Below are 26,881 nucleotides of genomic sequence, written 5' to 3'. Positions count from 1 at the left end.
GAAGAAGTGCGAGATGGGTTGTCATTTTTTAAAAGTTTTTCATTATTTGCGAAGATATTGTGTATGAAGGAAATTTTGAAATTCTAGTTGAAAATCGTTTTTATAACTTCAATTATAATTTGCCGATTGTGAATATAAATTTAGATCCTTTTCCTATTTCGGATTCAACATAAATAGTACCTCCTAAATCTTCAACTATTTTTTTTACAGTAGCCAATCCTATCCCATTTCCTTTCTGTCCAAATCGATCCTGAGTTGATAAAACTTCAAATATTTGAAAAATTCTTTCTAGATCTTCTTTTAATATTCCAGAACCATTATCATTAACAGAAAATTTATAAACAAATTCTTCTTCAACTACTTCAATTTCAATTGCAGCAATTTCTTTATCATTATATTTTATTGCATTTGCAACCAAATTAATCAGTATTTGTTCTATAGCGGTTTTATTGGTTTTTACAGAATATATATTGGATTTAAATGTAATAGAACAATTGTCTTTAAAAACAAACAAGTTTGAAATATCATTTTTTAAAACTTGAAGATTCACTTCTGTTTTATTTTCATTCAGTATTTTATCTGTTTTACTGTATTCAAGTAAACCATCAATCATTTCTCTCAACTTGTTCGAAGAACTTTTGATTAAATGAATAATTTCATGTCCTTCATCATTGATTATTGAGCCGTAATTTTGAATAAAAAAATCAGCAAGTCCCGATACGTTTGCCAATGGAGATTTTAAATCATGTGCTGCAATATTGGCGAATCTTTCCAATTCCTGATTCTTTTTTTCAAGCTTTATCATAGCTTTTTTTAATTCCATACTTTTTAATCTCAAATCCAACAACTTCATAGTTTGATCAGAAAGAGCTTTTAATGAACGAATCTGGTTTTGAGTTAATGTTTTTGGTTTGTGATCAATTACACAAAGTGTTCCAATTGGTAATCCATTTTCATTTTTTAAAGGAACTCCAGCATAAAATATAACATTTGGATCACCGCTAACGATTGGATTATCATGAAAACGTATGTCTGTTCTACTGTCTCCAATTATAAAAACATTATCAGGATCATTTATGGCATAGGCGCAAAAAGAATAATCTCTTGGAGTCTCAGAAACGTCCAAGCCATAATGCGATTTGAACCATTGACGTTCTTTATCGACAAAACTGATAAGTGAAATTGGAGTGCCACATATTTCGGCAGCAATTGTTGTTAAATTATCATAATCAATTTCAGGAAGTGTATCTAAAATGGAATACGATTCCAATAATTTAATTCTTTCATCTTCTTCTTTATACTTTTCTGGCGTAATCATACTTTCGGAATATTTCTATTTTATCTAGATGCTTTTTTTTATGATGTATATTTAATAAAAAAAAACTTTATTATAAAGATGCCTAAAAAATAATCAGAAATCACCTGAAGAATTGATAAGATCATTACTCTTCAAAAATACATATTTAGTTTTTAGCTATTAGTCTTATTATGTTAATTTTAAGATATTCAAATTTATAAAACCGGAGAATTAGAATTTTCGATTTGAAATAAACTATTTTATTCAATTTATCCCACTTTTTAATTTCCAAACAAAAAACTATCTTCGCACTATGCAGCAAAACCTCCTAGAAACTCCCATCGAATACCTCAAAGGCATCGGTCCAAACCGTGGTGCTTTGCTTCGCAAGGAATTGGGAATTCATAAATATGGAGATTTACTTAATTTTTTTCCGAATCGTTACATTGACAGGACGCGTTATTACAAAATTAACGAATTACAAAATAATGTTGCCGAAGTTCAAATCATTGGCAAAATCATCAATATTAAGACCGTTGAATTTGGTAAAAACCAGAAACGATTAGTTGCGACTTTTGTGGATGATACAGGACAAATGGAACTCGTTTGGTTTCAAGGTCATAAATGGATTCGCGAAAGTTTAAAGCTTAATGAAATGTGTGTCATTTTTGGAAAATGCACTTCTTTTGGAAACATTTTCAATATGGCGCATCCAGAAATCGAGTTAATGGCTGAACACGAACAAAGTCTGCGCTCCGCAATGCAACCCGTTTATCCCTCAACAGAAACCTTGGCAAACAGAGGGATTTCCAATCGAGTGATTAATAAAATGATGCAACAATTGTTTCAGGAAACCCAAGCCAAATTCTCCGAAACTATGCCCGATTATTTGACTGCCGAATTAAAACTGATTCCCAAAAACGCTGCCTTATTCAACATCCATTTTCCCAAAAGTGCCGAAGCTTTGGCGAAAGCCCAATACCGATTAAAATTTGAGGAATTGTTCTATATCCAATTGCAATTAATCACAAAAAACCTGATTCGGAAACACAAAATCAAAGGTCATCCGTTTACGAAAGTGGGTGATTATTTCAATGATTTCTTCCAAAATCACCTACCTTTTGAATTGACCAATGCCCAAAAAAGGGTAATCAAGGAAATACGAATCGATATGGGAAGCAACGCCCAAATGAACAGATTGCTGCAAGGCGATGTGGGTTCCGGGAAAACAATCGTGGCTTTGATGAGTATGCTCATTGCCTTGGACAACGGCTTTCAATCCTGCTTGATGGCACCAACAGAAATCTTGGCAAACCAACATTTTAATGGATTATCAGAATTAGCCAAAGATCTGAATATCAATATAAAAATACTCACAGGCTCAACTAAAATTGCAAATAGAAGAATCATTCACGAAGAACTCGAAAACGGCAGTTTGCACATCTTGATAGGTACACACGCTTTGTTGGAAGACAAGGTGAAATTTCAAAATTTGGGATTGGCAGTGATTGACGAGCAACACCGTTTTGGAGTGGAACAACGTTCTAAACTTTGGAAGAAAAATGAGATTCCACCCCACGTTTTGGTAATGACCGCCACTCCCATTCCAAGAACTTTGGCGATGAGTTTATATGGTGATTTGGATATTTCGGTGATTGATGAATTGCCGCCCGGTCGTAAACCAATTCAAACCGTACATCGTTTTGACAGCAATCGCTTGAAGGTTTGGAAATTTATTCGGGACGAAATTGCTTTGGGTCGCCAAATTTATATTGTATATCCGTTAATTGAAGAATCGAAAACTATGGATTTCAAAGATTTAATGGATGGCTACGAAAGTATTTCCCGTGATTTTCCGTTGCCGGATTATTCCATTTCTATTCTTCACGGAAAAATGAAACCCGCTGATAAAGATTCTGAAATGAAGCGATTTTCAGAAGGAAAAACCAATATTATGGTAGCCACAACCGTGATTGAAGTGGGCGTAAATATACCCAACGCAAGCGTGATGATTATCGAAAGTGCGGAGCGTTTTGGATTGTCACAACTCCACCAACTTCGCGGTCGTGTAGGACGAGGAGCGGAGCAAAGTTATTGCATCCTGATGACGAGTCACAAATTGAGTGCTGACAGCAAAACCCGAATGGAAACAATGGTGCAAACGAATGATGGTTTCGAAATTGCAGAAGTGGACCTTAAACTTCGTGGTCCTGGGGATTTGATGGGGACCCAACAAAGTGGCGTTTTGAATCTTCAGATTGCCGATATTGTTCGAGACAGAGATATTCTGATTTTGGCGCGAAATTATGCCTTGAAAATTCTAAAAGACGATGCGCCGATGGAAAAACCTGAAAATGCTGTTTTGAGAGCAACTTATATCGAATTGACTAAAAAGAAAAATATTTGGAATTATATTAGTTAAGGAATGCAGAATAATATGTTGATAAAAACTGTATTTAAAAATAAAATTTAAACCATTTTACATCTTTGTAGTCTTAAGAAAGATTTGTTTTTCGAATATTAATATTTGCTTATTAGTTGTTAAATAATTGGCAAAACTCCCGTTATTCCAAATCCTAAATCCTAAATTTGTCTTTTTACTTAAATAGGAGAATTCTAATCTCATTTTTTTTTACATAATTATGAAACTAAAACATATTGTTTATACCTTACTAATAATCGGGTTTGGTGCTTTTATAGCTTACAGAATTACTTCAAACAAAAACAAAAACGACGATCCTAAAGACAAAGGAGGAAAAAACAAAACGATGACCGTGAGCGGAATCGTTGTTAAAACGCAAACTTTCGATAATAATCTTTCGCTTTCTGGTTCGCTAGAAGCCAATGAACAAGTGGAGATTCGCTCTGAAATTTCAGGAATTGTCGAAGGAATTTATTTTAAAGAAGGAAGCAATGTGACTAAAGGCCAATTGCTTTTCAAGGTTAATGATATTGAGTTAAGAGCACAGTTGGCTCAAGCCAAAACAAAGGGAGGATTGGCGTCTGAAAATGAAAGACGAGCAAAATTATTGCTAGAAAAAGAAGCCATTAGCCAAGAAGAATATGATGTTTCCAGAGCCGATTATAAATTGGCACAATCCCAAATCCAATTGATTCAAGCACAAATTGCCAAGACTTCGGTAAAAGCGCCCTTTTCAGGAAAAATAGGATTGCGTTCTATTTCGCCAGGAACTTATATTACTCCTGCCCTTTTGGTCGCAAAATTGGTAAACATCAGCAAATTAAAAATTACTTTTTCTATTCCTGAAAAATATGCCAATCAGGTGAAACCAAATTCCAATTTAAGTTTCACAGTTGCCGGCTCAACCGAAAAATATACAGCCAAAATATATGCTATTGAACCCGAAGTTCAAATCTCTACAAGAACTTTGCAGGTACGTGCTATTGCTGAAAATAAAGACGGAAAATTATTACCGGGTACTTTTGCCAATGTAGAATTGCCTTTGGACATTATTAAAGATGCGATTGTAATTCCTACCGAAGCTATTATTCCTGTTCAAAACGGAAAAAAAGTTTTCATTTCCAAAATGGGCAAAGCCAAAGAAGTTATGGTAGAAACGGCAACAAGAACAGATGCTTCCATTTTAGTACTTTCGGGTTTAAAAACCGGAGACACACTATTGACAACTGGTGTAATGTCACTAAAAGAGGATGATGCCGTGAAAGTGAAAATCAAATAGTTAGTAAATTTAATTTAGTAGAAAATCCCAGATCGCAATTCGTAAATCCTAAATCAAAAAATGAGTTTATCCACATTAAGCATAAGAAGACCAGTATTAACGATAGTTATGAACTTGACCATCATCTTGTTCGGAATTATTGGTTATACATTTTTAGGTGTACGTGAATTCCCCTCTATAGATCCAGCACAAATATCGATTCGAACCAATTATACCGGAGCAAATGCTGATATTATTGAATCGCAAATTACAGAACCTCTGGAAAAGGCAGTTAATTCTATAGATGGAATCAAAAATATTACATCCTCAAGCAACCAGGGAAGCAGCTCTATTACTATCGAATTCAATTTAGACAAAGATTTAGAAACAGCTGCAAATGATGTTCGGGACAAAGTATCTCAAGCTGTTAGAGATTTACCCCAAGATATTGATTCACAGCCAACTGTTTCGAAGGCTGACGCCAATAGTGAAGCCATTATTTCAATGACCGTGCAAAGTGACAGTCGTACTGCTTTGGAATTAAGTGATTACGCCGAAAATGTGATTAGCCAACATTTAGAAACAATTCCTGGAGTGAGTGGAATTCAAATTTGGGGAGAAAAAAGATATGCCATGCGTTTGTGGATTAATCCTGAAAAACTAGCTTCATATGGCATTACCATCGCCGAAGTTAGAGCAGCACTAAACAAACAAAACGTAGAATTACCTTCTGGAAAAATAACGGGAAACAATACTGAATTAACGGTCAAAACAGTCGGAAATTTATCTTCTGCCGAAGAATTCAACAATATAATAATCCGTACTGACGGCGAAAAAATTGTGAGATTAAGCGACATTGGTCGCGCAAATCTTGATGCGGAAAATATCGAAACCCAAATGACGCAATCAGGAATGCCGCTCATTGGTGTTGCCATTGTGCCACTTCCAGGAGCCAATTATATTGACATTTCCAAAGCATTTTATAAAGAATTTGACAAATTACAGAAAGATTTACCCAAAGATATTAAACTTAACATTGCCATTGACAATACTGTTTTTGTAAAAAAATCAGTAATTGAAGTAGCGGAAACATTAGGGATTTCATTGCTTCTAGTAATTTTAATCATCTATTTATTTTTCAGGGATTGGGCAATCGCTTTCAGACCATTAATCGATATTCCGGTTTCGTTGATAGCCACCTTTTTTATTATGTGGCTTTTCGGGTTTTCGATAAATGTATTGACTTTATTGGCAATTGTATTGGCAACTGGACTAGTCGTCGACGATGGAATCGTGGTTACCGAAAATATTTTCAAAAAGGTTGAAGAAGGAATGACTCCCATCGAAGCCGCTATTAAAGGATCGAATGAAATATTTTTTGCCGTGATTTCCATATCTATCACCTTAGCTGCTGTGTTTCTGCCTGTAATATTTCTGGAAGGATTTGTCGGACGATTATTCAGGGAATTTGGCGTCGTCATTGGAGCCGCAGTTTTGGTTTCTGCTTTTGTTTCCTTGACTTTGACACCAATGTTGAATGCGTATTTAATGAAAGGTGGAGAACAAACAAAATCTAAATTTTATATCAAAACAGAACCATTTTTCCAAAAGTTAAATGCTACTTATGCTAATGCTTTGAACCGTTTCATCAAAAGAAAATGGATGAGCTTTCCCATTATTATTGCGTGTTTCGGATTAATCTATTTATTTTTTAACATAATTCAAAAAGAGACGGCGCCATTGGATGACCGAAGTGGATTTGTAATGCGAATGGCAACACCCGAGGGTTCTTCATTTGCCTATACCGATCGATTTATGCAAGAAATTTCGAAATTGGTAGATGATTCTATTCCCGAAAAACAAGTAAGTTTGGTTATTACCTCGCCTAGATTTAGCGGTTCAGGAGCTGCAAATACTGGCTTTATTCGAATTTCTTTGAAAAACCCAAGTGATAGAAAAAGATCCCAAATGGAGATTGCAGATCAATTAACCAAATTGACAAATAAATATCCCGATGCCAAAACATCTGTAATCCAACAGCCAACAATTTCGGTAAGTCGCCGTGGTGGTTTGCCAATTCAGTATATTATTCAGGCACCAAACTTTGAAAAATTACAGGAAAAAATTCCACTATTTATGGATGAAGCATCTAAAAATGAGACTTTTTCTGTTACCGATGTAAATCTAAAATTCAACAAACCCGAAATTAACGTCAGCATAGATCGTGAAAAAGCCGAAAGTTTAGGGATTTCGGTCATAGATATTGCCCAAACATTGCAACTTTCGTTAAGCGGACAGCGTTTTGGTTATTTTATCAAAAACGGAAAACAATACCAAGTAATTGGACAATTCGACCAAAAAGACCGATCTAAACCATTGGATTTAACTTCGATATACGTCAAAAACAACAAAGGCGAATTGATTCAAATGGATAATGTCGTAAACATAGAAGAAAAAAGTAACCCTCCCCAATTGTACCACAATAATAGATATATGTCTGCAACAGTTTCTGCAGGACTTGCTCCTGGAAAAAGTATTAGCGATGGAATTGATGCAATGAATGAAATAAAAGCCAAAGTTCTGGATGATACATTCACTACCGATTTAGGTGGAGAATCCAGGGATTTTGTCGAAAGTAGTTCCAATACATCTTTTGCTTTTGGATTGGCTTTATTATTGATATTTTTAATTCTGGCAGCGCAATTCGAAAGTTTTATCGACCCTTTTATCATTATTTTAACAGTACCAATGGCTGTTGCAGGTGCATTATTTTCGCTTTGGCTCTTTGGCCAAACTTGGAATATCTTTAGCCAAATTGGAACTATTATGCTTATTGGTTTAGTAACCAAAAATGGAATACTGATTGTGGAATTTGCCAACCAGTTGCGAGAACAGGGAAAATCAAAATTAGAAGCTATATTAGAAGCATCTGAAGCGCGACTTAGACCCATCTTAATGACCAGTCTGGCTATAGCACTCGGAGCTTTGCCGATTGCCTTATCGATTGGAGCGGCCTCAAAAAGTAGAATTGGAATGGGAGTTGTGATTGTTGGAGGAACTATTTTCTCCTTGGTTTTAACTTTATTTGTAATTCCATCTTTGTATTTATTATGGTCAAAAGCCAGAAAACATCATACAGAATTTGACCATATCGAAGAGTATGAAACCAGCATAAAAAAATAATTTTCTTCCGATGAAAAATAAGCTGGTTCCTGACGTCCTTTGGCAAAATAATTTCACCGGAAGAAAAAGAAAGTAAATAATTATGACAAATTTTAAAATCCTATTTCAAAGCCTAGTCTTATTCTTCTTTTGTATTGTAAAAATAAACGCACAAGAAGTTTTAACTATCGAAGATGCCGTGAAAATAGCATTGGAAAATAACTATGAAATTAAAATTGCATCAAACAATTTAAATATTGAAAAAACCAATGTAACCACCGGAAATGCAGGAATGTTGCCTAAAATCACTGCAACTGTAGTGGACAATAACGGGATTCAGAACCTTTCGCAAACACGTGCTGATGGAACCGTAAATTCACTGGATAATGCCAAAAATAGTAACTTAAATTATGGAGTTGGTTTAGATTGGACAGTTTTTAACGGTTTTAAAATGTTTGCCAAATTAGATCAATTAAAAGAATTGCAAAAATTAGGAGAAAATCAATTAAAATTGACCATCATTACAAAAATAAGCAACTTAAATGCAGTGTATTTTGAATTGGTAAACCAACAACAACAATTGGCAGCGTTGGATACAACCATCGAAATTTCAAATCAACGTTTGACTTTGGCCAAAAACCGTTTCACGATTGGCAAAGCGTCTAAATTAGAAGTTTTGAACGCACAAGTTGATCTAAATACCGATAGAACTAATCTTTTAAGACAAAAAGAATTGTATGTCAATACGAAAATTGTATTGAATCAAGTAATGGCTCGTGATCCAAAAATTGATTTTAAAGTGATTGATGTAATTGATGTGGATAAAAGTTTATTACTTCCAGAATTAACCGCATTAGCTGAAAAACAAAATCCAGAATTAGAAAGCCAAATTATCAATCAAAGAATTTCGGAATTGCAATTGAAGCAAATAAAAGGCGAGCGATATCCAACTTTAAACCTGACTACGGGTTATGTATTTACAGAAAGTCAATCAGGACTTGGTTTTACAACACAATCGTCAGCTCATGGACTTAATTATGGATTTCGTGCATCATTAAATTTGTTTGATGGATTTGCACAAAACCGAAATGAAAAAATTGCCAAGATTGAAATTGACAATGCTAAATTGGCAATCGATCAGCAAAATCAAAAACTGAATTCACAATTAACAGCTTTCTATCAAACCTATTTAACCAATTTAGAATTAATTGATTTAGAATACGAAAACGAAGCAATTGCCAAACAAAACTTGGAAATTACAGTAGACAAATTCCGTATTGGCACCATTACTACTTTGGAGTTCAGGACTGCACAATTGAATTATGTCAATGCCAAGGTAAACTACAGCAAGGCTCAATTTCAAGCTAAATTAACTGAGATTTTATTAAAAGAACTTGCAGGAAATCTGGCATTTTAATATAACTTTTTCATCCTCTACATCAATAACCTCCTTTAATTTGAATAAAACTTCAAAAATTAAAAGAGGTTATTTTTTACTATTTAAATCGATTAATTCCCGAAAAACGGATTTTTAAAGTAAAAAAACTGCACTTAAACGAGTAATATATCTTTTCAACGAATTTATTTTTTTAATAAATAGTCTCGTACAATATTTACAAAAAAATCTAGGAAATTATAAATTCTTAGTTTACTGTTAACCCTAAATCTTAATTAAATCAAATTAAATGAAAAAAATTATTCTATTATTTGTTGTAGCTTTAGCTACATTTAGTTGAACTAATGAGTCTGCAACTGTTAATCCTAGTGCTGTTGCAAAAGTTTATGCATCTAATGCCAAAGCTGCTGCTTCAACCAGTAGTTGGGGAGATTACAATATTGCTGTTGCAGTAAGTGCAGATGGTTCCGAGTGGACTTATACCATTACCAAGACTAAAACCACTTCAAAAACTTTAAGCCATTTCATCATAAGTCTTGACAATTGTGGAGAAAATAGCGCTACTTTTAGTGATGTTATTTGGGCGTCAGTAAATGGTGTAAATACTGATCTTTCAACTATAGAAGGTTCAGGAACAGGTTGCAATCCACAAGCCACTACAACAAACTTTATTAAGTTTCCTTCATTTTCTGCAGCAACTTCTTGGACATTAGTAATAAAATTTGATCGCGGTTATGAAACTTTAGCAACTGGTACAGCCTGGCTTAAAGCAGGTTCTTCTTGTAACCAAGGCATTGTTCCCGCTCCTGGTTGTCCAAAAGAAGATCGTTGTTCTTTTTCTCAAGGATTTTTCTTTGCAAACGGTGCTGTAAATAATGGTGCAACTTTATTATGGACAAACGGACTTATAATTGGCGGATTTAATTATACACAAGCTGAAGGTCATTTAGCTTGGACTACAAATAATGGCGCTGGAAAAGACACTACTTTAAATGCATTCTTTCAACTTGGAGCTGTACGCTTGAGCGGAGCTGAAATTGAAGTTGCTGCAGATGCCGCGATCATTGATGCTTACTTCAGCGGAGTTGGGACTGATGTGTTTGGTACTATTAACAGCAGTGGCGATTTTGTTCTTCCTGCTTTATCAGGAGGATATACAAACGCGCAAGTTAAAGAAGCTGGAAGTAGAATAGGTACATTTATTGACGCTAATCATTGTCCTTGATTAATAGCAATTGGTGTTTAAAGCATCGTTGATTATAAAAAAGGAGAGCAATTGCTCTCTTTTTTTATGGACTATTTGAAAAAAAGTGCCTTAACAAAAATGCGTTTTATTATATTTGCATTCTCATTAAAATTGACAGATGAAAATATCTTACAACTGGTTAAAACAATTCATAAAAATAGACTGGAAATCCGAGGAAACTGCGGCTTTACTAACAGACTTAGGTCTTGAAGTAGAAATGGTCGAAAAATATGAGTCTGTAAAAGGTGGATTAGAAGGAATTGTTGTAGGCCATATTCTTACTTGTGTTCAACATCCTGATGCCGACAGATTGAAAGTTACAACGGTAGATTTAGGCGATGGTATTCCTTTACAGATTGTTTGCGGCGCAGCCAATGTTGCTGCCGATCAAAAAGTATTAGTTGCAACTATAGGAACTACATTGTATGATGATGCAGGGGTTGCTTTTCAAATAAAAAAAGGAAAAATTCGCGGACAAGAAAGCTACGGAATGATTTGTGCTGAAGATGAATTAGGTCTTGGAACTAGCCACGAAGGGATTATGGTTCTTGATAAATCTGTTATTGCAGGAATAAAAGCAGCAAGTCTTTTTAATATTGAAAATGACGAAGTTTTTGAAATTGGTCTAACTCCCAATCGTGCCGATGCAATGAGTCATCTTGGAACAGCTCGTGATTTAAGAGCCGGTTTATCACAAACTGGAGTTAATGTAGAATTCATTACTCCCTCTGTAAGTAATTTTAGAGTGGATAAAAGAACTTTAAAGATTGATGTAAAAGTTGAGAAAACGCTGTTAGCTCCAAGATATTGTGGCGTTACCATTTCTGAAATTAAAGTAAAAACATCCCCAAGATGGTTACAAGACAGATTGAAAGCTATTGGCATCAATCCTAAAAACAATATTGTCGATGTCACGAATTATGTTTTACACGAATTAGGACAACCTCTTCACGCTTTTGATGCTTCAAAAATAAACGGAAAAATAATTGTAAAAACACTTCCTTCGGGAACCAAATTTACAACGCTCGATGATGTAGAAAGAACTTTGCACGAAGAAGACTTAATGATCTGTGACGAGAATGGACCTTTGTGTATTGCTGGAGTTTTTGGCGGGAAAAATTCAGGTGTTTCAGAAACTACTACTTCCATCTTCCTCGAAAGTGCTTATTTTAATCCTGTCAGTATTCGAAAAAGTGCCAAAAGACATCAATTAAACACTGATGCTTCTTTCCGATTTGAAAGAGGAATTGATCCAACTATCACAGAATACGCTTTAAAACGTGCTGCATTATTGATTCAGGAAGTAGCTGGAGGCGAAATCACATCAGATATTATTGATGTTTATCCAAAGAAAATTGAAGATTTTCCAGTGGTTTTGAATTTCAACAATGTTAAGAAAATTATTGGTCAGGAATTGCCAAAGGAAATCATTAAAAATATTTTGGCCTCATTAGAAATCAAAATAAATAGTGTTTCTGATGCTGGATTAGGCTTGATAATTCCAGCTTATCGAGTGGATGTACAAAGAGAAATTGATGTCATCGAAGAAATACTCAGAGTTTACGGCTACAACAATATCAAATTTTCGGAGAAACTGAATGCAACGGTTTCCATCGCTCCAAGAACCGAAGATTATAAAGTTCAAAACATCATTGCAACTCAATTGAATTCTCAAGGATTCAATGAAATGATGGCGAATTCCTTGACAACTGCATCATACATTCAATTGTCAGAAATGCTGAAAGAGGAACACAATGTGATAATTCTGAACCCATTGAGTAATGATTTGGCAGCAATGCGTCAATCCTTATTGTTCTCGGGATTAGAAGCTTTATCTTATAATATCAATCGTAGAAATTCAGATTTGAAATTTTTTGAATTCGGAAAAACATATCATAAATTCCCATCTGGTTATGAGGAAAACAAGCATTTGACGCTGTTTGTAACTGGAAATCGTAATCTGGAAAGCTGGACAAATGCGCAAAAACCTTCGGATTTCTTTTTATTCAAAGGCTATGTAAATGGAGTTCTTTCAAGATTAGGCATTCAAAAAACACAAAATCTTCCCGTGACTACAGATGTTTTCTCGGAAGGAATCGCAATAGGTTTTGGAAATGATGTTCTTGTAGAATATGGAATAGTAAAAAAATCAATTCTGAAACATTTTGATATTAAACAAGAAGTTTTGTTTGCTGATTTTAATTGGGCTTTGATTTTGAAACTACTTTCAAATAAAATTAAATTTACCGAAATTCCTAAATATCCGGAAGTTCGCAGAGATTTGTCATTGTTATTAGACGAGAGCGTATCTTTTGATACCATCTATAATCTTGCAAGACAAACTGAGAAATCACTCCTAAAAGACATCAATTTGTTTGATGTGTACCAGGGCAAAAATCTTCCGGAAGGTAAAAAATCGTATGCTGTTAGTTTTACTATTCAAGACAATACAAAAACCTTGACGGATGTTCAAATTGACAAAATTATGAGCAAGTTGCAAAAGAATTTTGAAGCGGAATTGGGTGCTAGTTTGAGATAAAATTTTAAACCATATAGGACATTAAAGGTCAATTAAGTTGAATGCTTTTTGAATAATATAAAATAAATTTACTCGTGAAGAGGATAAAATATTTGCTGCAAAATATTTGCCATAAAATAACAGATTCCCTAGCCCTGATAGAAACGGAAATCCTTTATGGTTTTTCTTTAAAACCATAAAGATTGTAGTGAAAAGCAGGATTAGCTCCTGAAAAAAATCAACACAAAAAAAAGCTCCACATTTCTGCGGAGCTTTCTATATTCAAAATCAAGAAATTAGATTATTTCTTTTTTTCGTTTTTTTCCATTTTGGCTTTCAAACCAGCAAGAATATCATTGTTATCTCCAAGAGTTGAAGCTGGTGCATTTGTAGAAGCTGCTTCTGCAACCGCTTTAACCGCTTTCTCTTCTTCTTCTCGGAAAATAGCCGTGTGAGAGGCAACTACTCTTTTGAATTCTTTGTTGAATTCGATTACTTTGAAATCAGCAGATTCGCCTTTTTTCAATTTCTTACCGTCTTCTTTTTCAAGGTGACGTGTAGGAATGAAAGCAACGATATCATCACCAAATTCTACAGTAGCTCCTTTGTCAACAATTTCAGAAATTTCACCTGTGTGGATAGTTCCAACTGCGAAAGAATCTTCATATTGATCCCAAGGATTAGCAGTAGTTTGTTTGTGACCTAAAGATAGTTTACGTCCATCAACATCTAATTCTAATACTACTACGTCTAATTTTTCACCAACATTTACAAATTCAGATGGATGTTTGATTTTCTTAGTCCAAGAAAGGTCAGAGATGTAAATCAATCCGTCGATTCCTTCTTCTAATTCTACGAAAATTCCAAAGTTTGTAAAGTTTCTAACGATACCTGTATGTTTAGAACCTACTGGGTATTTAGAAGTGATATCAGTCCAAGGATCTTGTGACAATTGTTTGATACCTAATGACATTTTACGGTCATCTCTGTCTAAAGTTAAGATTTGAGCTTCAACAATATCCCCTACTTTTACGAAATCTTGAGCAGAACGTAAATGAGTAGACCATGACATTTCAGAAACGTGGATCAAACCTTCAACACCTTCAGCAACTTCGATGAAAGCACCGTAATCAGCGATAACCACTACTTTACCTTTTACTTTGTCTCCGATAGCTAATTTAGCGTCAAGAGCATCCCAAGGGTGAGCGTTCAATTGTTTCAATCCTAATTGGATTCTTGTTTTCTCGTCATCAAAATCAAGGATAACCACGTTAAGAACTTGGTCTAATTCAAGAACTTCAGATGGATGGTTGATTCTTGACCAAGAAAGGTCAGTAATGTGGATTAATCCATCAACACCACCAAGGTCAATAAACACACCGTAAGAAGTAATGTTTTTAACAACACCTTCTAATACTTGTCCTTTTTGTAATTTTCCGATGATTTCTTTTTTCTGTACTTCAATATCCGCTTCAATAAGCGCTTTATGAGATACAACAACATTTTTGAATTCGTGGTTGATTTTTACCACCTTGAATTCCATCATTTTGTTTACATATACATCGTAGTCTCTAATTGGTTTAACATCAATTTGAGAACCTGGCAAGAAAGCTTCAATTCCGAAAACGTCAACGATCATACCACCTTTAGTTCTGCATTTTACAAAACCATTAACGATTTCTCCTGTTTCGTTAGCCGAAATAACTCTATCCCATGATTTGATGGTACGTGCTTTTCTGTGAGACAATACCAATTGACCTGTTTTATCCTCACGGATGTCAATCAATACTTCTACTTTGTCACCTACTTTTAAAGCTGGATTGTAACGGAATTCGTTCAATGAAATAACACCTTCCGATTTTGCGTTGATATCAACGATAACGTCTCTATCCGTAATTCTAACAACTACACCTTCAACTACTTCTTCTTGATCTGTCGCGATAAAAGTTTTTGAAACTAGGTCTTCGAATTCTTGTAAGTTTTTCTCATCTACGGCATCAATACCTTCTTCAAAGTTGTGCCAGTTAAAATTTGCTAAAAACTCTTCTTGTGATTTTACTTGTTCAGACATGCTGATTAAAAATTTGTATTCTGTATTTTCTTGAGTTTCATAACGTGTTAGAAAACAACAGAAGTTGTTTGTAAAATTAGTTGAACCCTAAAGGAAACTCTTATTCACCAAAAGGACTGCAAAAGTAATCCTTTTTTATTTATCTGCAAAATATTTTTACAGGGATAATAGATTGATTATTAGGAGCAGAACTTTTTGGTGTTTTTATGATGAATACTCCCGCTTTTCGTTGCAAACGAAGTTCACTGAACTCCAATAAAAATAGAAGCTAAGTGAAGTAATCCAAGCCCAAAAACTTGGGATTTCCACTGCAATCGGGGCTATTTATAACGTTCGGTAATTTGACATAAAATACATCCTAAAAAAATCATATAATTAGGAAAAAATTAAAAACAAATATTTTAAAATTTAGCAACAAATAGAGTCTAATATTGAATATAAATATTATTTGACAATTAGCACTAAAACTCGCAGAAATTAGGTGACTTTATAATAAATAAAAGTTGAGATTTATTTTTCAAAACTATCATATAAATTGTGAATTTTTAAAAGAATAACACCAAATACAATTGCTAATATAATTAGAACAATATTCAATATTCCTTCAGTATTAAACGAGAGCTTAATTAAAATGGTTGAAATTATAAACCCAGAATTTCTAATTACCCTGTTAAACTTATCTGAATGCAAAAAAGAAAATAATAGCAATAAAACGTCAACTAGTATCAATATCGTAAAAAAGTCATCAAAAAACACTTTATTAATGTCTTTGATATTAGCAACAATTTCAGTCACAGAAAAGAAACTCTCATATAACCAGTGACCAAGACTGTATATTGATAGCACTAAAAAAACAGGGACTAAACAGGTAGCAATGGCTTTTTTTAAGGAAATAAATTTTACAATTTCTGGTTTAATCATTTCGGTTTCATTTTGGCTGCCATCTTTAATAAATCGATAAAAAACAAAGATTAAAAAAAACATAATTAGTATTGCAATGATATCACTTGTAAATAAGATATCGCTTTTGATAGCAAACCAATTTGTCGAAAATTCCAAATTCGACAAATCTTTAAAAATTCTTCGTATCACAATTAACGAAATAATTTCATATTGTTTCCCAATATATATTGATGTTGATTTAGGTAAATAATACAACAGCAAATACACTTCATAAATAAGTATGAAGGAAAATGGCGTATAAATTGCAGAAATAGGATCGCTCAATAATTTTGAATGATCACTAACAGTAATGATATTCAGGTTTACTAAGCCAATCAATAGCAAGTGCATAAGAAAACTAGCAATGGCTATGTAAACTATAATTCTTTCGCTCTTTTCTTTTACTTTTTCAGACAAAAAATAATTATAAAAAGAAGATTCTACATTGTTTAAATTTGGCATATTATTTTGTTTAACAAAAATTAAATAAAATTAAACAGTAATTTTCGGTTATTAATTGTAAATTTACAAAAAACATTGTTAATTAATAGATTAACAATTGTTAAGAGATTCCTTAAATAACAAAAAAAATTAATTATGTTTAACAAATTCAAAAAATCCGAACTTTTTATTTTAGCCGTAGTCATTTGCTTAATTTTTATTTCTGAATATATTTATTTAGTCGAAAAGGATTTTCAAAGAGCAATATTTATTGGTCTTTGGCCACCAACAATTGTTGGCTTATTAATATTCTTTAATTTAAAATTAAAAAAATAGATGAAAAATATAGAAATATTAATATTAACAGCTGTAGTAATAATTTGTTTTGTAAGCTTTTTTATCTCAACATTCAGAGAATTTGAAGATCTTTCCAAGAAAAATGATTATTTGTCCAAAAAAAGTGGAATAATATCGCGGTTTTTAGCTTATCTAGAAAGTTTAGTTTCTGAATGATACCAATTATTATTTTAATACTTACCTGCTGTGCAAAGTCTCCCGACTTCCAAACCTCCAAGGTTTAGTTCAACAGCAGGTTCGAACAATTCCGAATTTTATGGTAAGTTCATGTTTGCATTTCGCGAAAAATTTTATCTTTGATAGAAAATAATCGATTCCGAAGTTAGCCAAAAGGCCAATCGTTGTAAGAGACCATAAAAACAACCAAATGAATCAAAATCACCTATCCCGTAGAAAAGTTATGCAATTAATGAGTCTCACAGTACTTGGCTCATTAGCATTCCCCCAAAGAAATCTATTCCAAGACAAATTGTAATGATTTTTTCGATGAAGAAATAGATACAATACATATAAAAAAAGGAGAAGGTAAAATTGGAAAAATTGGAGGAATAGATATCATCTCGAAGTTATCCAAACATCAAACATTTGGAAATCTTGGGTGCGACTAAGCAACGCTCAAACCTGGTTTTTTAGGAGCACCGCCACACCTGCACAAGAATTTTGATGAAATGTGTTTTGTTCTTGAAGAATTAGTCACAATTATGGTTGATGAAGAAATATTTCAAGTTAATGCAGGCGCCTGGCGCCTGAGACCTAGAAAAAAAATGCACACCTTTTGGAACACCCTCTGGCGCCCGTTTGTCCACATTCTCTGGTGCTCGATTACATCGAGTGCCTACTTAAATTAAAAGACAAATCGTAGCGTTTGCAACGCGGATAACTAAAACAGGAATAACTTCAATAAATATAATCGAACCTTTATAGGATTCTGTTTGTATGAGCCGCGTTGCAAACGCTTTATTAAGTTTACAAAAAATAAGTAGGTTCTCGATGCAATCGAGCGCCAGATTTGCATTTTTATGAGCTCTGCTCCCGCTTTCCGCTGCAATCCACGCCCAAAAACGTGGGATTTCCACTTCACTCGGGGCTAATTATAAAGTTTGGAGTTTAAAAATTTATTACAAAATTGAAAGTCAAGATTAGACAATTAGCTAAAGCATTGTTAATGAGTATTTTTCTATAAAAATTAAAGGCAATTCTTTAAATATGTCTTTTTTTTTTAATCCCTTTTTCAAATGTTTTATCTGCGTTGCCGACTAAATATAATTTATTTTGGAGTAGATCTAGTTTCTGGATATTTAGTGTAGTCGGCAAAATAGAAACTAGTGCAAAATCAACTTCATTGTTTTCTATACTTTTCACCACTTTGTTTTTATTAGTAACATCCATTAATAATTGTACTCCTGAATATTGCCTAATAAAATCAGCCAAAAATAAGCTATTACATATTTGCCAGTTGATACCTCAGAACTTTTTAACTTACCTGCCAGTTGTCCTTTATAAGCAAATGTTTTATTGTTGATGGCGTTTACTTGGTTAATAATATTCTCTGCTGCTTTTGCGATTTCCTCACCAATATCTGCGATAAATAACTTTCTGCCCACTACTTCTGTCAAAGGAATATCTAATTGGCCTTGAAAATTTTTGATTTGAATAGATACGCAGGTTGTGTTAAGTGTAACTCTTCCGAAGCCTTAGTTACACTTTGTGTTTGTATAATTTTTAGAAATATCTGTAGTTGAATTAAGGTATAGTACATAAATTATTTTAATGGATTATATTACAAATATAAATAAAAACTAATGAATTATAATTCACAACTTTGCAGAGTCAAAATATAAATAGCGGAAAGTCTGCAAATTTTAAACTAATAATAAAAAACTATGGTAACGAACAGTAGTACAACAATAACCTTAATAGATGGTCATTTTTCATCAGATGATGCATTTGAATTATTAAGAAATTTGTATTCAAGTAAAATACAGTTCCATCAACTGAAAAATTTTAGTTCGATGGAGCGATTTGGAAAAGAAGACAAGATGGCCATGGAAAGGATTCCGAAATTAAAAGAAAGTCTAGAATCTATTTTAACCATAATGAAAGAAGAAGAAATAGGTGAAAATATGATTGAAATAAAAGCAGTAGTAAACATTACTTTTTTAAAATAACTGAAAATATATAAATGAAACAGATACTAATCAAATTTTCAATACGATTCATAATAATAACTGCTTTTTGTGCTTGTTCTTCAAAAATTAATAAAGCTGACGCTTTAAAAAAAGCAAAAAACGAGAACGGAATTTATAATGTAGCTCATGTTATGACTAAATCGAAACAAGATTCTTTAACACCTTCCCTAATATTACAAGAATTCGAGGATGGCAACAAGCGCTTTAATAATGGCAATATAACACAACGTGACCATTCAGAAGGAATCAGAAAAGCCGCAACTGGAGGTCAATTTCCAAAAGCGATGGTTCTAAGTTGTGTAGATAGCAGAGTTCCAGTGGAAGATGTTTTTGACCAAGGCATTGGTGATGTTTTTGTTGGTAGAGTTGCAGGAAACTTTGTTAATACAGACCTTTTGGGAAGTATGGAATTTGCTTGTAAAGTGGCTGGTGCAAAACTCATTATTGTAATGGGCCATCAACATTGTGGAGCTATTAAGGGCGCTATTGATGATGTGCATTTAGGGAATATAACTTCAATGTTGGCAAACATAAAACCAGCTGTTGAAATGAGCCAAAATTTTGAAGGTGAAAAATCTTCTAAAAATGAAGCTTATGTAAAATTAGTAGCGCAGAATAATGTAAGAAACGCCATTGCTCAGATAAGAGAAAAAAGCGAAATTTTAAAAGAAATGGAGAGCAAAGGTGAAATAAAAATAGTAGGAGCCTTCTATATATTGCGAACTGGTAAATTAGAGTTTATTGACTAACTCTATTAAAATATTAATAAAACAATCTAAAAAAACAAATAAATGAACTTCAATCTACTCCTAGAGAATCTAACCAATCCTGCACTATTATTCTTTGTATTAGGTATTATAGCGGTCTATTTAAAAAGTGATTTAGAAATTCCACCTAATTCATCAAAATTTATCTCTCTTTATTTATTATTCGCAATTGGTTTTAAGGGTGGTCAAGAATTATCACGCGAAACATTTACAAGTGAAATAGGATGGTCAATGCTTTTTGGCATAGGCATTTCATTACTAATTCCTTTATATACATTCTTTATTCTCAAAAGGAAATTAAATGTATTCGATTCAAGTGCTATAGCAGCAGCTTATGGTTCAGTAAGCGCAGTAACTTTTGTAACTGCAGTTTCTTATCTTGAATCTCAACAATTAACTCTACATGGGCATATGGTAGCAATTATGGCTTTGATGGAATCTCCAGCGATAATAATTAGCTTAGTTTTATTATCAGTTTTTAACAAAGAAGGTATATCTAAAAACATAAAAATTCCAGAAGTAATAAAACATTCATTAACTAATGGTAGTGTTTTACTTATTCTCGGCAGTTTAATTATAGGCTTTTTAGCAAGTGCTAAACAAGCAGAAGGAATCAAGCCATTTACAAACGATTTATTTAAAGGATTCCTTGCTATTTTCCTTTTAGATATGGGTATAACAAGTGGAAAAAAGCTTAAATCATTTTTTTCGTTTGGATTATTTCCATTCCTTTTTGCAGTAATAATCCCATTGGTTAATGGCTGTGTGTTTGCGATGTTAAGTTCTTTAGTAACAACAGATATTACAAATAGATTTATGTTTGCCATTTTAGCTGCAAGTGCATCTTATATAGCTGTTCCTGCTGCAATGAAAATTACAGTACCACAATCAAATCCTGGTCTTTATTTACCAATGGCACTTGCTGTTACTTTCCCTATAAATATTACAGTAGGAATGCCTCTATATTTCCTAATCGTGCAGCATTTTTAATTAATTAGAGCTTTATAAACTAAAAACCCGACAAGTTTCAAAAACTTATCGGGTTTAATATATAAAAACAATTCTCTAATGAGTCACTTTCGCCACTTCTTCAGGATTGTGTTTGTGCTTAAATAGTATAGCAAAAGCTATCGCAATTACCAATGCATAACTAGCAAAACTTAACCAGATATTTTGCCAATCTCTTACACCATCGTGAGTAAAGAATTTATCTATTGCCCAACCAGAAGTAAAACTTCCTAATACAGCTCCCACTCCATTAGTCATCATCATAAATAACCCTTGTGCAGAAGATCGGTTTTTAGAATCCGTATTAGTTTCTACAAATAACGAACCTGAAATATTAAAGAAATCAAATGCCATTCCGTAAACAATACACGACATAATTATCATCCACAAACCGCCAGTTGGATTACCAAAAGCAAACAAACCAAAGCGTAAAACCCAAGCAAACATTGATATTAACATTACTTGCTTAATACCAAATCGTTTTAAGAAAAAAGGAATTGCCAAGATAAAAAGCGTTTCAGAAATTTGAGAAATAGACATTATTATTGTAGAATATTTTACCACAAATGAATCTGCATATTCAGGAATGTTTTTGAATTCATCTAAAAAAACATCACCATAAGCATTAGTAAGTTGCAAAGCACCACCCAAAAAAATTGAGAAAATAAAGAATAATGCCATTTTATAATTTGCAAATAGTTTAAAGGATTCTAGTCCTAGAGTTTCCATCAACGAGGCATTTTCCTTTGTCAATCGTTGTGGTTTACATTTTGGCAAAGTAAAAGCATAAACTCCCAAAATAAGTGCTGCAATTCCAGCTATATAAAATTGATAAGCTGTTGCTTTATTGCCTGTTAAATTTGTGATCCACATTGCTACAATGAAACCAACAGTACCCCAAACTCGAATGGGCGGGTAATCCTTAACAATGTCTTTATTATTCAATTTTAGTGCAGTAAATGAAATAGAATTACTCAAAGCAATTGTTGGCATATAAAAACACATTGCCATAAGCATTACATAAATGAAATTCGTTGGAGTTGTAACTTGTGGTAAACAAAATAAGACTATGGCATATAAAATATGTAAAATTCCATACAATTTTTCTGCATTTATCCAGCGGTCGGCGATAATTCCAGTTAATGTAGGCATAAATAACGAAGCAACTCCCATTGTTCCGAAAACTAAGCCAAATTGTGTTCCATCCCAACTCTTAGTTCCAAACCAGAAATTTGCAATTGTAATTAGCCAAGCTCCCCAAACAAAAAATTGAAGGAAACTCATCAATGTTAGCCGATTCTTAATATTCATAATAATTTTAGCTTTAATTTAAAAAATCACTCATCTAATGCGTAAATCTAACAATAAATTAAGATATTCAAATTAATTTTGAGAATTATTTAAATAAAAAAACCACTTTTAGGGAAAGTGGTTTTTCTAACTAATTAATTAACAACAAAATCTCAATTACTATTTTGTATAAAGTAGGTTAAGTTTTTAAGTAGATTGTGGGGCAAACTTTTTAAATTCTTGATAATTGAGTATGATGTTTTAATTTCATAGTGTAAATATACAACAATTATCGATTAAACTACAAATAAAATCGACGAAATACACAATAAACATATTTTTTTATATAATTTTCTTATAAAAAAGTAAAATATTTTTATAATTAAATTAATGTATAGAAAATGAACTACTCAAAATTCAATATTTAAGGAGCAAGTCGGTCTATTTTCCACGAATAATCCACTTGCAAATGATAGCGAATTCTGTCGTGTAATCTATTAGGTCTTCCTTGCCAAAATTCGACTTCTACTGGACGAACTAAAAATCCGCCCCAATATTTGGGTCTGGGAATCTCTTTCCCCTCGAAATCTTTTTCCAGTTTATTCAAACCTTCTTCCAAAACGATTCTGGATGGAATCACCTCGCTTTGATTGGAAACAATCGCACCTAATTTACTCCCAATTGGCCTGGATTCAAAATAGCCGTCTGAAAGATTCTCCGAAATTTTTTCGGCAAATCCTTTAATAATTACCTGACGTTCAAGTGAAGACCAGAAAAAAGAAAGACAAACATTAGGATTATTGGCAATAGCCCTACCCTTTTCCGAATCGTAATTAGTATAAAATATAAATCCTTCGTAGGTAAACTGTTTCAACAAAACAACTCTTGACTTCGGAAAACCATCCAACCCAAAAGTCGAAACTGTCATTGCATTTACTTCGTCATCACCGCCAAAATCTTCTACTTCGTGAAACCATCTATTGAATAAATTGATTGGATCTTCCGGAATATTAGTTTCCAAAAGTTCGCTTTTGTCGTATGATTTTCTGTAATTGCTTAAATCTTCCATTGTTTAATTTTATTCTTGTATGCAAATTTAAACAAACTTATCATCATAAAAGAGTTTTGCACAAATGTATTCTTCTTGATATTTGTCACGCTGGAAGCGTCTAGATTATGTTGCTCTCTCGAGCTTTGAGATGCTTCCAGCGTGACAAATGGAGTACGAATTTGAACTGTTATTTATTCATAAAAGAATATACTGCAATGTTCCACAGGGCAAACGCACCAGTTTCAAAAATAAAAAGCAGCCACGAATTACACAAATTAACACAAATTTGGATATCACAAATTAAATAAATCTGAAAAAGGCAGATAAAATTCGTGTAATTCAATTTTTAGAATCACTAAAATTAGTGCAAATTCGTGCAATTCGTGGCGAAAAATACCGTATTAAAACTCAAATGATCTCCCATCATCGGCTAAAAGTATGTTCTGAAAAATAGTTTCAGCTTGTTCTTTAAAATATTCAATACTGTCATATCGTGTAGAATAATGTCCCAACATCAATTGTTTGACATTTGCTTTTAAAGCAATTGTTGCTGCTTCTTTAGCTGTGGAATGCATTGTTTTTCCTGCCAAAACTTCTTCTGAATCCAGAAAAGTTGATTCGTGATACAAGACATCGACTTCTTTTATATAAGGAATAATCCTTTCATCATAAGCCGTATCCGAACAAAACGCATAACTCTTAGCAGGAATTGGATCAAACGTCAATTTATGGTTTTCTATAACCCGTCCATCATCTAAAGTGATGTCTTTTCCGTTTTTAATTTTTTGGTAATAACATTTGTCAATTTCATAGTTTTGAACGGCATTCAAATCCAATTTTCTTTCTCTTAATTTTTCTTGAAATAGAAACCCATTGGTGTAAACCCTGTGTTTTAAAGGAATGGTTTTAACTATAACCTTATCGTCTTCAAAAACAGTTTCACTTTCTTTAGATTCTAATTCGTGGAAAAACAAACCATAATTTGGACAAGAATTGGATAATTTCAATTGTAGATTAATAATTTCCTTAATTCCTTTTGGACCATAAATATGCAAGTCGGGAGTTCGATTAAGCAACATAAATGTGGAAACCAAACCTACCAAACCAAAAAAATGATCTCCGTGCAAATGGGATATAAAAATATGATTGATTCTAGAAAACCTGATTTTGTTTTTGCGCAACTGTACTTGTGTTCCTTCGCCACAATCAATTAGAAACAGTCGATTTCTGATTTCTAAAACCTGCGAAGTTGGATTCGTAAAAGTTCGTGGAGTCGCTGCATAACAGCCGAGAATGGTTAGATTCATTATATTGTTAAGTAACATTTAGCAATTACAAATTTCAACAATAAATTGCATTATTAGCTGAAAATCATTACTGTTTTTTTTCCTTGCTGTATCTTTTCAATTGTACTAATATAGAAACAGCCATTAATGCGTTCCCACAAATTCCCCAATAATTAATTTCATCGTTTACAAAATAATTGGAAATGTTTATCACAAGCAAAATGATAAATGCTATTAATAATAGTATTCTAAAAGATTGAACTCGTTTTGGGTTATTATAGAAATCCATAAAATATAAATTTAAAATCCCAAATCTCTTTCTATTTCTTCCATCTCAATAATATCGTGGGCTTCAAGCAATGAACGGACAACTGCTAGCTTGTCAGAAATGGCATTATGATCAAGGTCAGAAGTAACTATTACAAATGATTTTTTGGCTTTTTTATGAATTTTTGAAAGTGGCATAAAACTGTTAATTGCTGCCACTGAAAGGTCTTTATGCATTCTGATATCAATAATGATATTATATTTTTCAAAAGTTTTATACTCGTGAGTCACTTTCATTAAATATGAAACTAAATCACCTTGTGTGTCTTTTATGCAAACAGTATGTCCTTTTTGATCTACTTTCATTGTGTTGAAAATTAAAGTATTGCTAATTTACAAAGAAAATTTGGGTTATTGTGAATTTGAAGGTTCGAATGTTACTGAATTTTTGAAGCCAATAAATAAATTACCGCCATCCGAATCGCAACTCCATTTTCAACCTGATTCAAAATCACAGATTGTTTGGAGTCAGCCACATCAGATGTAATTTCCACACCACGATTAATTGGTCCTGGGTGCATAATTATTATTTCTTTATTCAGCGAATCCAACAAGGCTTTGTCCAAACCGTATTGTTGGGCATATTCCCGAGTGGATGGAAAAAAATTCACATCCATCCTTTCGTTTTGAACACGAAGCATATTAGCGACATCACACCATTCGAGTGCTTTGCGTAAATTGGGTTCCACTGTAACTCCAAGCGATTCGATATATCTTGGAATAAGTGTTTTTGGTCCGCAAACTTTAACTTCAGCCCCTTGCATTTGCAAAGCATATATATTCGAAAGCGCTACTCGCGAGTGCAAAATATCACCTACTATCACTACTTTTTTTCCTGCAACATCACCTAATTTTTCTCTTATTGAATAACTGTCCAATAAAGCTTGCGTGGGGTGTTCGTGTGCTCCGTCGCCAGCATTAACAATGCTCGCCTTTACGTTTTGTGACAAGAAATGAGCTGCTCCGGGACTGGAATGTCGCATCACCACCATATCTACTTTCATCGAAAGAATATTATTTACAGTATCAATCAATGTTTCTCCTTTTTTTACAGATGATTGCGCAGCCGAAAAGCTAATCACATCAGCCGACAAACGCTTTTGGGCTAATTCAAAGGAAAGTTTGGTTCTGGTACTATTTTCGAAAAAGATGTTTGCAATCGTAATGTCTCTAAGTGAAGGTACTTTTTTTATCGGACGATTGATGACTTCTTTAAAATGATCGGCGGTTTCAAAAATGAGGTCAATATCTTTTTTGTTGATATATTTAATTCCTAATAAATGATTTACACTTAACTCGCTCATTTTACTACTTATTTATTAATTAAATAAACGGCATCTTCACCGTCTTGTTCCATCCAACACACCTTTACTTTCTCGTCGTTAATAGCATCAACCTGACGACCTCGATAATCGGGCTGAATAGGCAAATGACGGCTAAAACGACGGTCAATCAACACCAATAACTCAATCTCCGATGGTCTTCCAAAGGATTGAATGGCTGTCAACGCTGATCGAATACTTCGACCCGTATATAAAACATCGTCTATAAAAACGACTTTTTTATTTTCTACGATAAAATCTATTTGGGTTCTATTGGCTTCCAATGGTTTGTTGGTTCTGCGAAAATCATCTCTAAAGAAAGTAATGTCTAAATATCCCAATGCAATTTTTGAGATTTTATATTCTTTTTCCAACAAATCTTTTAATCGCTCTGCCAAGAAAGTGCCTCGTGGTTGGATTCCAATTAAAATAGTATCCGAAAAATCAAGATGTTTTTCGATTAACTGACAGGCCAAACGATGCAGAATGATATTGACTTCCTTTGAAGTGAGCAATATTTTTTGACTCATA

The 26,881-nt window shown here is 33.2% G+C and carries 23 protein-coding genes; 10 read left to right on the top strand and 13 right to left on the bottom strand.

All coding sequences use genetic code 11. From position 1 onward, the window contains the following. Positions 1-112: 112 nt before the first annotated feature. Positions 113-1,318: an ATP-binding protein gene (locus ACH2BV_RS13630; protein ID WP_395051305.1), complete on the bottom strand. Its 1,206-nt coding sequence runs from the start codon at positions 1,316-1,318 to the stop codon at positions 113-115. A 292-nt stretch (positions 1,319-1,610) separates the two neighbouring features. Here ACH2BV_RS13630 and recG point away from each other — a divergent pair, with 292 nt between their 5' ends. The 4 genes from recG to ACH2BV_RS13610 all read left to right on the top strand — a co-directional run bounded on the left by recG (position 1,611) and on the right by ACH2BV_RS13610 (position 9,556). Beyond that, the gene (gene recG, locus ACH2BV_RS13625) at positions 1,611-3,719 is read left to right on the top strand and encodes an ATP-dependent DNA helicase RecG (protein ID WP_395051304.1); all 2,109 of its coding nucleotides are present in this window, start codon (positions 1,611-1,613) and stop codon (positions 3,717-3,719) included. Between the two features lie 220 nt (positions 3,720-3,939). Continuing rightward, positions 3,940-4,998 (top strand): efflux RND transporter periplasmic adaptor subunit, encoded by a 1,059-nt coding sequence (locus tag ACH2BV_RS13620; protein ID WP_395051303.1) that lies wholly within the window; start codon positions 3,940-3,942, stop codon positions 4,996-4,998. A gap of 60 nt (positions 4,999-5,058) precedes the next feature. Continuing rightward, positions 5,059-8,160 carry an efflux RND transporter permease subunit gene (locus tag ACH2BV_RS13615; RefSeq protein WP_395051301.1) on the top strand — a complete coding sequence of 1,034 codons (3,102 nt, stop codon included), beginning with the start codon at positions 5,059-5,061 and terminating at the stop codon, positions 8,158-8,160. Between the two features lie 82 nt (positions 8,161-8,242). Beyond that, positions 8,243-9,556, top strand: coding sequence for a TolC family protein (locus ACH2BV_RS13610; protein WP_395051300.1), 1,314 nt, complete (start codon positions 8,243-8,245; stop codon positions 9,554-9,556). A 456-nt stretch (positions 9,557-10,012) separates the two neighbouring features. Here ACH2BV_RS13610 and ACH2BV_RS13605 read toward each other — a convergent pair whose 3' ends face one another. Then, complete coding sequence (locus tag ACH2BV_RS13605) at positions 10,013-10,192, bottom strand: hypothetical protein (protein WP_395051299.1); 180 nt, start codon at positions 10,190-10,192, stop codon at positions 10,013-10,015. Positions 10,193-10,556: 364 nt separating this feature from the next. Here ACH2BV_RS13605 and ACH2BV_RS13600 point away from each other — a divergent pair, with 364 nt between their 5' ends. Both ACH2BV_RS13600 and pheT read left to right on the top strand, forming a co-directional pair. Further along, positions 10,557-10,760, top strand: coding sequence for a hypothetical protein (locus ACH2BV_RS13600; RefSeq protein WP_395051297.1), 204 nt, complete (start codon positions 10,557-10,559; stop codon positions 10,758-10,760). Positions 10,761-10,899: 139 nt separating this feature from the next. After that, positions 10,900-13,320, top strand: a complete 2,421-nt coding sequence (pheT, locus tag ACH2BV_RS13595) for a phenylalanine--tRNA ligase subunit beta (RefSeq protein WP_395051296.1) — start codon at positions 10,900-10,902, stop codon at positions 13,318-13,320. Between the two features lie 280 nt (positions 13,321-13,600). Here pheT and rpsA read toward each other — a convergent pair whose 3' ends face one another. Both rpsA and ACH2BV_RS13585 read right to left on the bottom strand, forming a co-directional pair. After that, positions 13,601-15,370: a 30S ribosomal protein S1 gene (gene rpsA, locus ACH2BV_RS13590; RefSeq protein ID WP_395051295.1), complete on the bottom strand. Its 1,770-nt coding sequence runs from the start codon at positions 15,368-15,370 to the stop codon at positions 13,601-13,603. 510 nt (positions 15,371-15,880) lie between these two features. Further along, positions 15,881-16,774: a hypothetical protein gene (locus tag ACH2BV_RS13585; RefSeq protein WP_395051294.1), complete on the bottom strand. Its 894-nt coding sequence runs from the start codon at positions 16,772-16,774 to the stop codon at positions 15,881-15,883. Between the two features lie 315 nt (positions 16,775-17,089). Between ACH2BV_RS13585 and ACH2BV_RS13580 the strand changes: the two genes are divergently transcribed. Next, positions 17,090-17,266: a hypothetical protein gene (locus tag ACH2BV_RS13580; RefSeq protein WP_395051292.1), complete on the top strand. Its 177-nt coding sequence runs from the start codon at positions 17,090-17,092 to the stop codon at positions 17,264-17,266. A 1,232-nt stretch (positions 17,267-18,498) separates the two neighbouring features. Here ACH2BV_RS13580 and ACH2BV_RS13575 read toward each other — a convergent pair. Continuing rightward, positions 18,499-18,726, bottom strand: coding sequence for a hypothetical protein (locus ACH2BV_RS13575; RefSeq protein ID WP_395051291.1), 228 nt, complete (start codon positions 18,724-18,726; stop codon positions 18,499-18,501). 8 nt (positions 18,727-18,734) lie between these two features. Next, a complete protein-coding gene (locus ACH2BV_RS13570) occupies positions 18,735-18,869 on the bottom strand; it encodes a LysR family transcriptional regulator (RefSeq protein WP_395051290.1) in 135 nt (44 codons plus the stop codon). A gap of 124 nt (positions 18,870-18,993) precedes the next feature. On the opposite strand from ACH2BV_RS13570, the gene ACH2BV_RS13565 reads away from it, so the two are divergent. The 3 genes from ACH2BV_RS13565 to ACH2BV_RS13555 are packed head-to-tail and all read left to right on the top strand — an operon-like array spanning position 18,994 to position 21,056. Next, entirely contained in the window at positions 18,994-19,278 is a 285-nt protein-coding gene (locus tag ACH2BV_RS13565; RefSeq protein WP_395051289.1) for a hypothetical protein, read from the top strand. A gap of 14 nt (positions 19,279-19,292) precedes the next feature. Beyond that, positions 19,293-20,048: a carbonic anhydrase family protein gene (locus ACH2BV_RS13560; protein WP_395051287.1), complete on the top strand. Its 756-nt coding sequence runs from the start codon at positions 19,293-19,295 to the stop codon at positions 20,046-20,048. A 42-nt stretch (positions 20,049-20,090) separates the two neighbouring features. Beyond that, positions 20,091-21,056 carry a sodium-dependent bicarbonate transport family permease gene (locus tag ACH2BV_RS13555; protein WP_395051286.1) on the top strand — a complete coding sequence of 322 codons (966 nt, stop codon included), beginning with the start codon at positions 20,091-20,093 and terminating at the stop codon, positions 21,054-21,056. 75 nt (positions 21,057-21,131) lie between these two features. On the opposite strand, the gene ACH2BV_RS13550 is transcribed toward ACH2BV_RS13555, so the two are convergent. From ACH2BV_RS13550 to pyrR, 7 genes are all read right to left on the bottom strand, one after another. Further along, positions 21,132-22,385 (bottom strand): nucleoside permease, encoded by a 1,254-nt coding sequence (locus ACH2BV_RS13550; RefSeq protein WP_395051285.1) that lies wholly within the window; start codon positions 22,383-22,385, stop codon positions 21,132-21,134. Between the two features lie 403 nt (positions 22,386-22,788). After that, entirely contained in the window at positions 22,789-23,433 is a 645-nt protein-coding gene (pdxH, locus tag ACH2BV_RS13545) for a pyridoxamine 5'-phosphate oxidase (protein ID WP_395051284.1), read from the bottom strand. A 383-nt stretch (positions 23,434-23,816) separates the two neighbouring features. After that, the gene (locus ACH2BV_RS13540) at positions 23,817-24,722 is read right to left on the bottom strand and encodes a ribonuclease Z (protein ID WP_395051283.1); all 906 of its coding nucleotides are present in this window, start codon (positions 24,720-24,722) and stop codon (positions 23,817-23,819) included. A gap of 67 nt (positions 24,723-24,789) precedes the next feature. Next, positions 24,790-24,990 carry a hypothetical protein gene (locus tag ACH2BV_RS13535; protein WP_395051282.1) on the bottom strand — a complete coding sequence of 67 codons (201 nt, stop codon included), beginning with the start codon at positions 24,988-24,990 and terminating at the stop codon, positions 24,790-24,792. An 11-nt stretch (positions 24,991-25,001) separates the two neighbouring features. Next, the gene (locus tag ACH2BV_RS13530; RefSeq protein WP_395051281.1) at positions 25,002-25,334 is read right to left on the bottom strand and encodes a ribonuclease Z; all 333 of its coding nucleotides are present in this window, start codon (positions 25,332-25,334) and stop codon (positions 25,002-25,004) included. A gap of 71 nt (positions 25,335-25,405) precedes the next feature. Continuing rightward, positions 25,406-26,332 carry an aspartate carbamoyltransferase catalytic subunit gene (locus ACH2BV_RS13525; protein ID WP_395051280.1) on the bottom strand — a complete coding sequence of 309 codons (927 nt, stop codon included), beginning with the start codon at positions 26,330-26,332 and terminating at the stop codon, positions 25,406-25,408. A gap of 8 nt (positions 26,333-26,340) precedes the next feature. Continuing rightward, a complete protein-coding gene (gene pyrR / locus ACH2BV_RS13520; RefSeq protein WP_395051279.1) occupies positions 26,341-26,880 on the bottom strand; it encodes a bifunctional pyr operon transcriptional regulator/uracil phosphoribosyltransferase PyrR in 540 nt (179 codons plus the stop codon). Position 26,881 lies beyond the last annotated feature (1 nt).

Origin of the sequence: Flavobacterium sp. (genome assembly GCF_043780635.1) — a bacterium.
Classification (GTDB): domain Bacteria; phylum Bacteroidota; class Bacteroidia; order Flavobacteriales; family Flavobacteriaceae; genus Flavobacterium.
The sequence above is the reverse complement of the archived record's forward strand: the minus strand, read 5'-3'. Positions and strand labels throughout refer to the sequence as shown.

What these genes read in the sequence shown, in the direction of transcription:
- ACH2BV_RS13630 (WP_395051305.1), bottom strand. Translation starts at nt 1,318, where the DNA reads ATGATTACGCCAGAAAAGTATAAAGAAGAAGATGAAAGAATTAAATTA.
- recG (WP_395051304.1), top strand. Translation starts at nt 1,611, where the DNA reads ATGCAGCAAAACCTCCTAGAAACTCCCATCGAATACCTCAAAGGCATC.
- ACH2BV_RS13620 (WP_395051303.1), top strand. Translation starts at nt 3,940, where the DNA reads ATGAAACTAAAACATATTGTTTATACCTTACTAATAATCGGGTTTGGT.
- ACH2BV_RS13615 (WP_395051301.1), top strand. Translation starts at nt 5,059, where the DNA reads ATGAGTTTATCCACATTAAGCATAAGAAGACCAGTATTAACGATAGTT.
- ACH2BV_RS13610 (WP_395051300.1), top strand. Translation starts at nt 8,243, where the DNA reads ATGACAAATTTTAAAATCCTATTTCAAAGCCTAGTCTTATTCTTCTTT.
- pheT (WP_395051296.1), top strand. Translation starts at nt 10,900, where the DNA reads ATGAAAATATCTTACAACTGGTTAAAACAATTCATAAAAATAGACTGG.
- rpsA (WP_395051295.1), bottom strand. Translation starts at nt 15,370, where the DNA reads ATGTCTGAACAAGTAAAATCACAAGAAGAGTTTTTAGCAAATTTTAAC.
- ACH2BV_RS13585 (WP_395051294.1), bottom strand. Translation starts at nt 16,774, where the DNA reads ATGCCAAATTTAAACAATGTAGAATCTTCTTTTTATAATTATTTTTTG.
- ACH2BV_RS13580 (WP_395051292.1), top strand. Translation starts at nt 17,090, where the DNA reads ATGAAAAATATAGAAATATTAATATTAACAGCTGTAGTAATAATTTGT.
- ACH2BV_RS13570 (WP_395051290.1), bottom strand. Translation starts at nt 18,869, where the DNA reads ATGTACTATACCTTAATTCAACTACAGATATTTCTAAAAATTATACAA.
- ACH2BV_RS13565 (WP_395051289.1), top strand. Translation starts at nt 18,994, where the DNA reads ATGGTAACGAACAGTAGTACAACAATAACCTTAATAGATGGTCATTTT.
- ACH2BV_RS13560 (WP_395051287.1), top strand. Translation starts at nt 19,293, where the DNA reads ATGAAACAGATACTAATCAAATTTTCAATACGATTCATAATAATAACT.
- ACH2BV_RS13555 (WP_395051286.1), top strand. Translation starts at nt 20,091, where the DNA reads ATGAACTTCAATCTACTCCTAGAGAATCTAACCAATCCTGCACTATTA.
- ACH2BV_RS13550 (WP_395051285.1), bottom strand. Translation starts at nt 22,385, where the DNA reads ATGAATATTAAGAATCGGCTAACATTGATGAGTTTCCTTCAATTTTTT.
- pdxH (WP_395051284.1), bottom strand. Translation starts at nt 23,433, where the DNA reads ATGGAAGATTTAAGCAATTACAGAAAATCATACGACAAAAGCGAACTT.
- ACH2BV_RS13540 (WP_395051283.1), bottom strand. Translation starts at nt 24,722, where the DNA reads ATGAATCTAACCATTCTCGGCTGTTATGCAGCGACTCCACGAACTTTT.
- ACH2BV_RS13535 (WP_395051282.1), bottom strand. Translation starts at nt 24,990, where the DNA reads ATGGATTTCTATAATAACCCAAAACGAGTTCAATCTTTTAGAATACTA.
- ACH2BV_RS13530 (WP_395051281.1), bottom strand. Translation starts at nt 25,334, where the DNA reads ATGAAAGTAGATCAAAAAGGACATACTGTTTGCATAAAAGACACACAA.
- ACH2BV_RS13525 (WP_395051280.1), bottom strand. Translation starts at nt 26,332, where the DNA reads ATGAGCGAGTTAAGTGTAAATCATTTATTAGGAATTAAATATATCAAC.
- pyrR (WP_395051279.1), bottom strand. Translation starts at nt 26,880, where the DNA reads ATGAGTCAAAAAATATTGCTCACTTCAAAGGAAGTCAATATCATTCTG.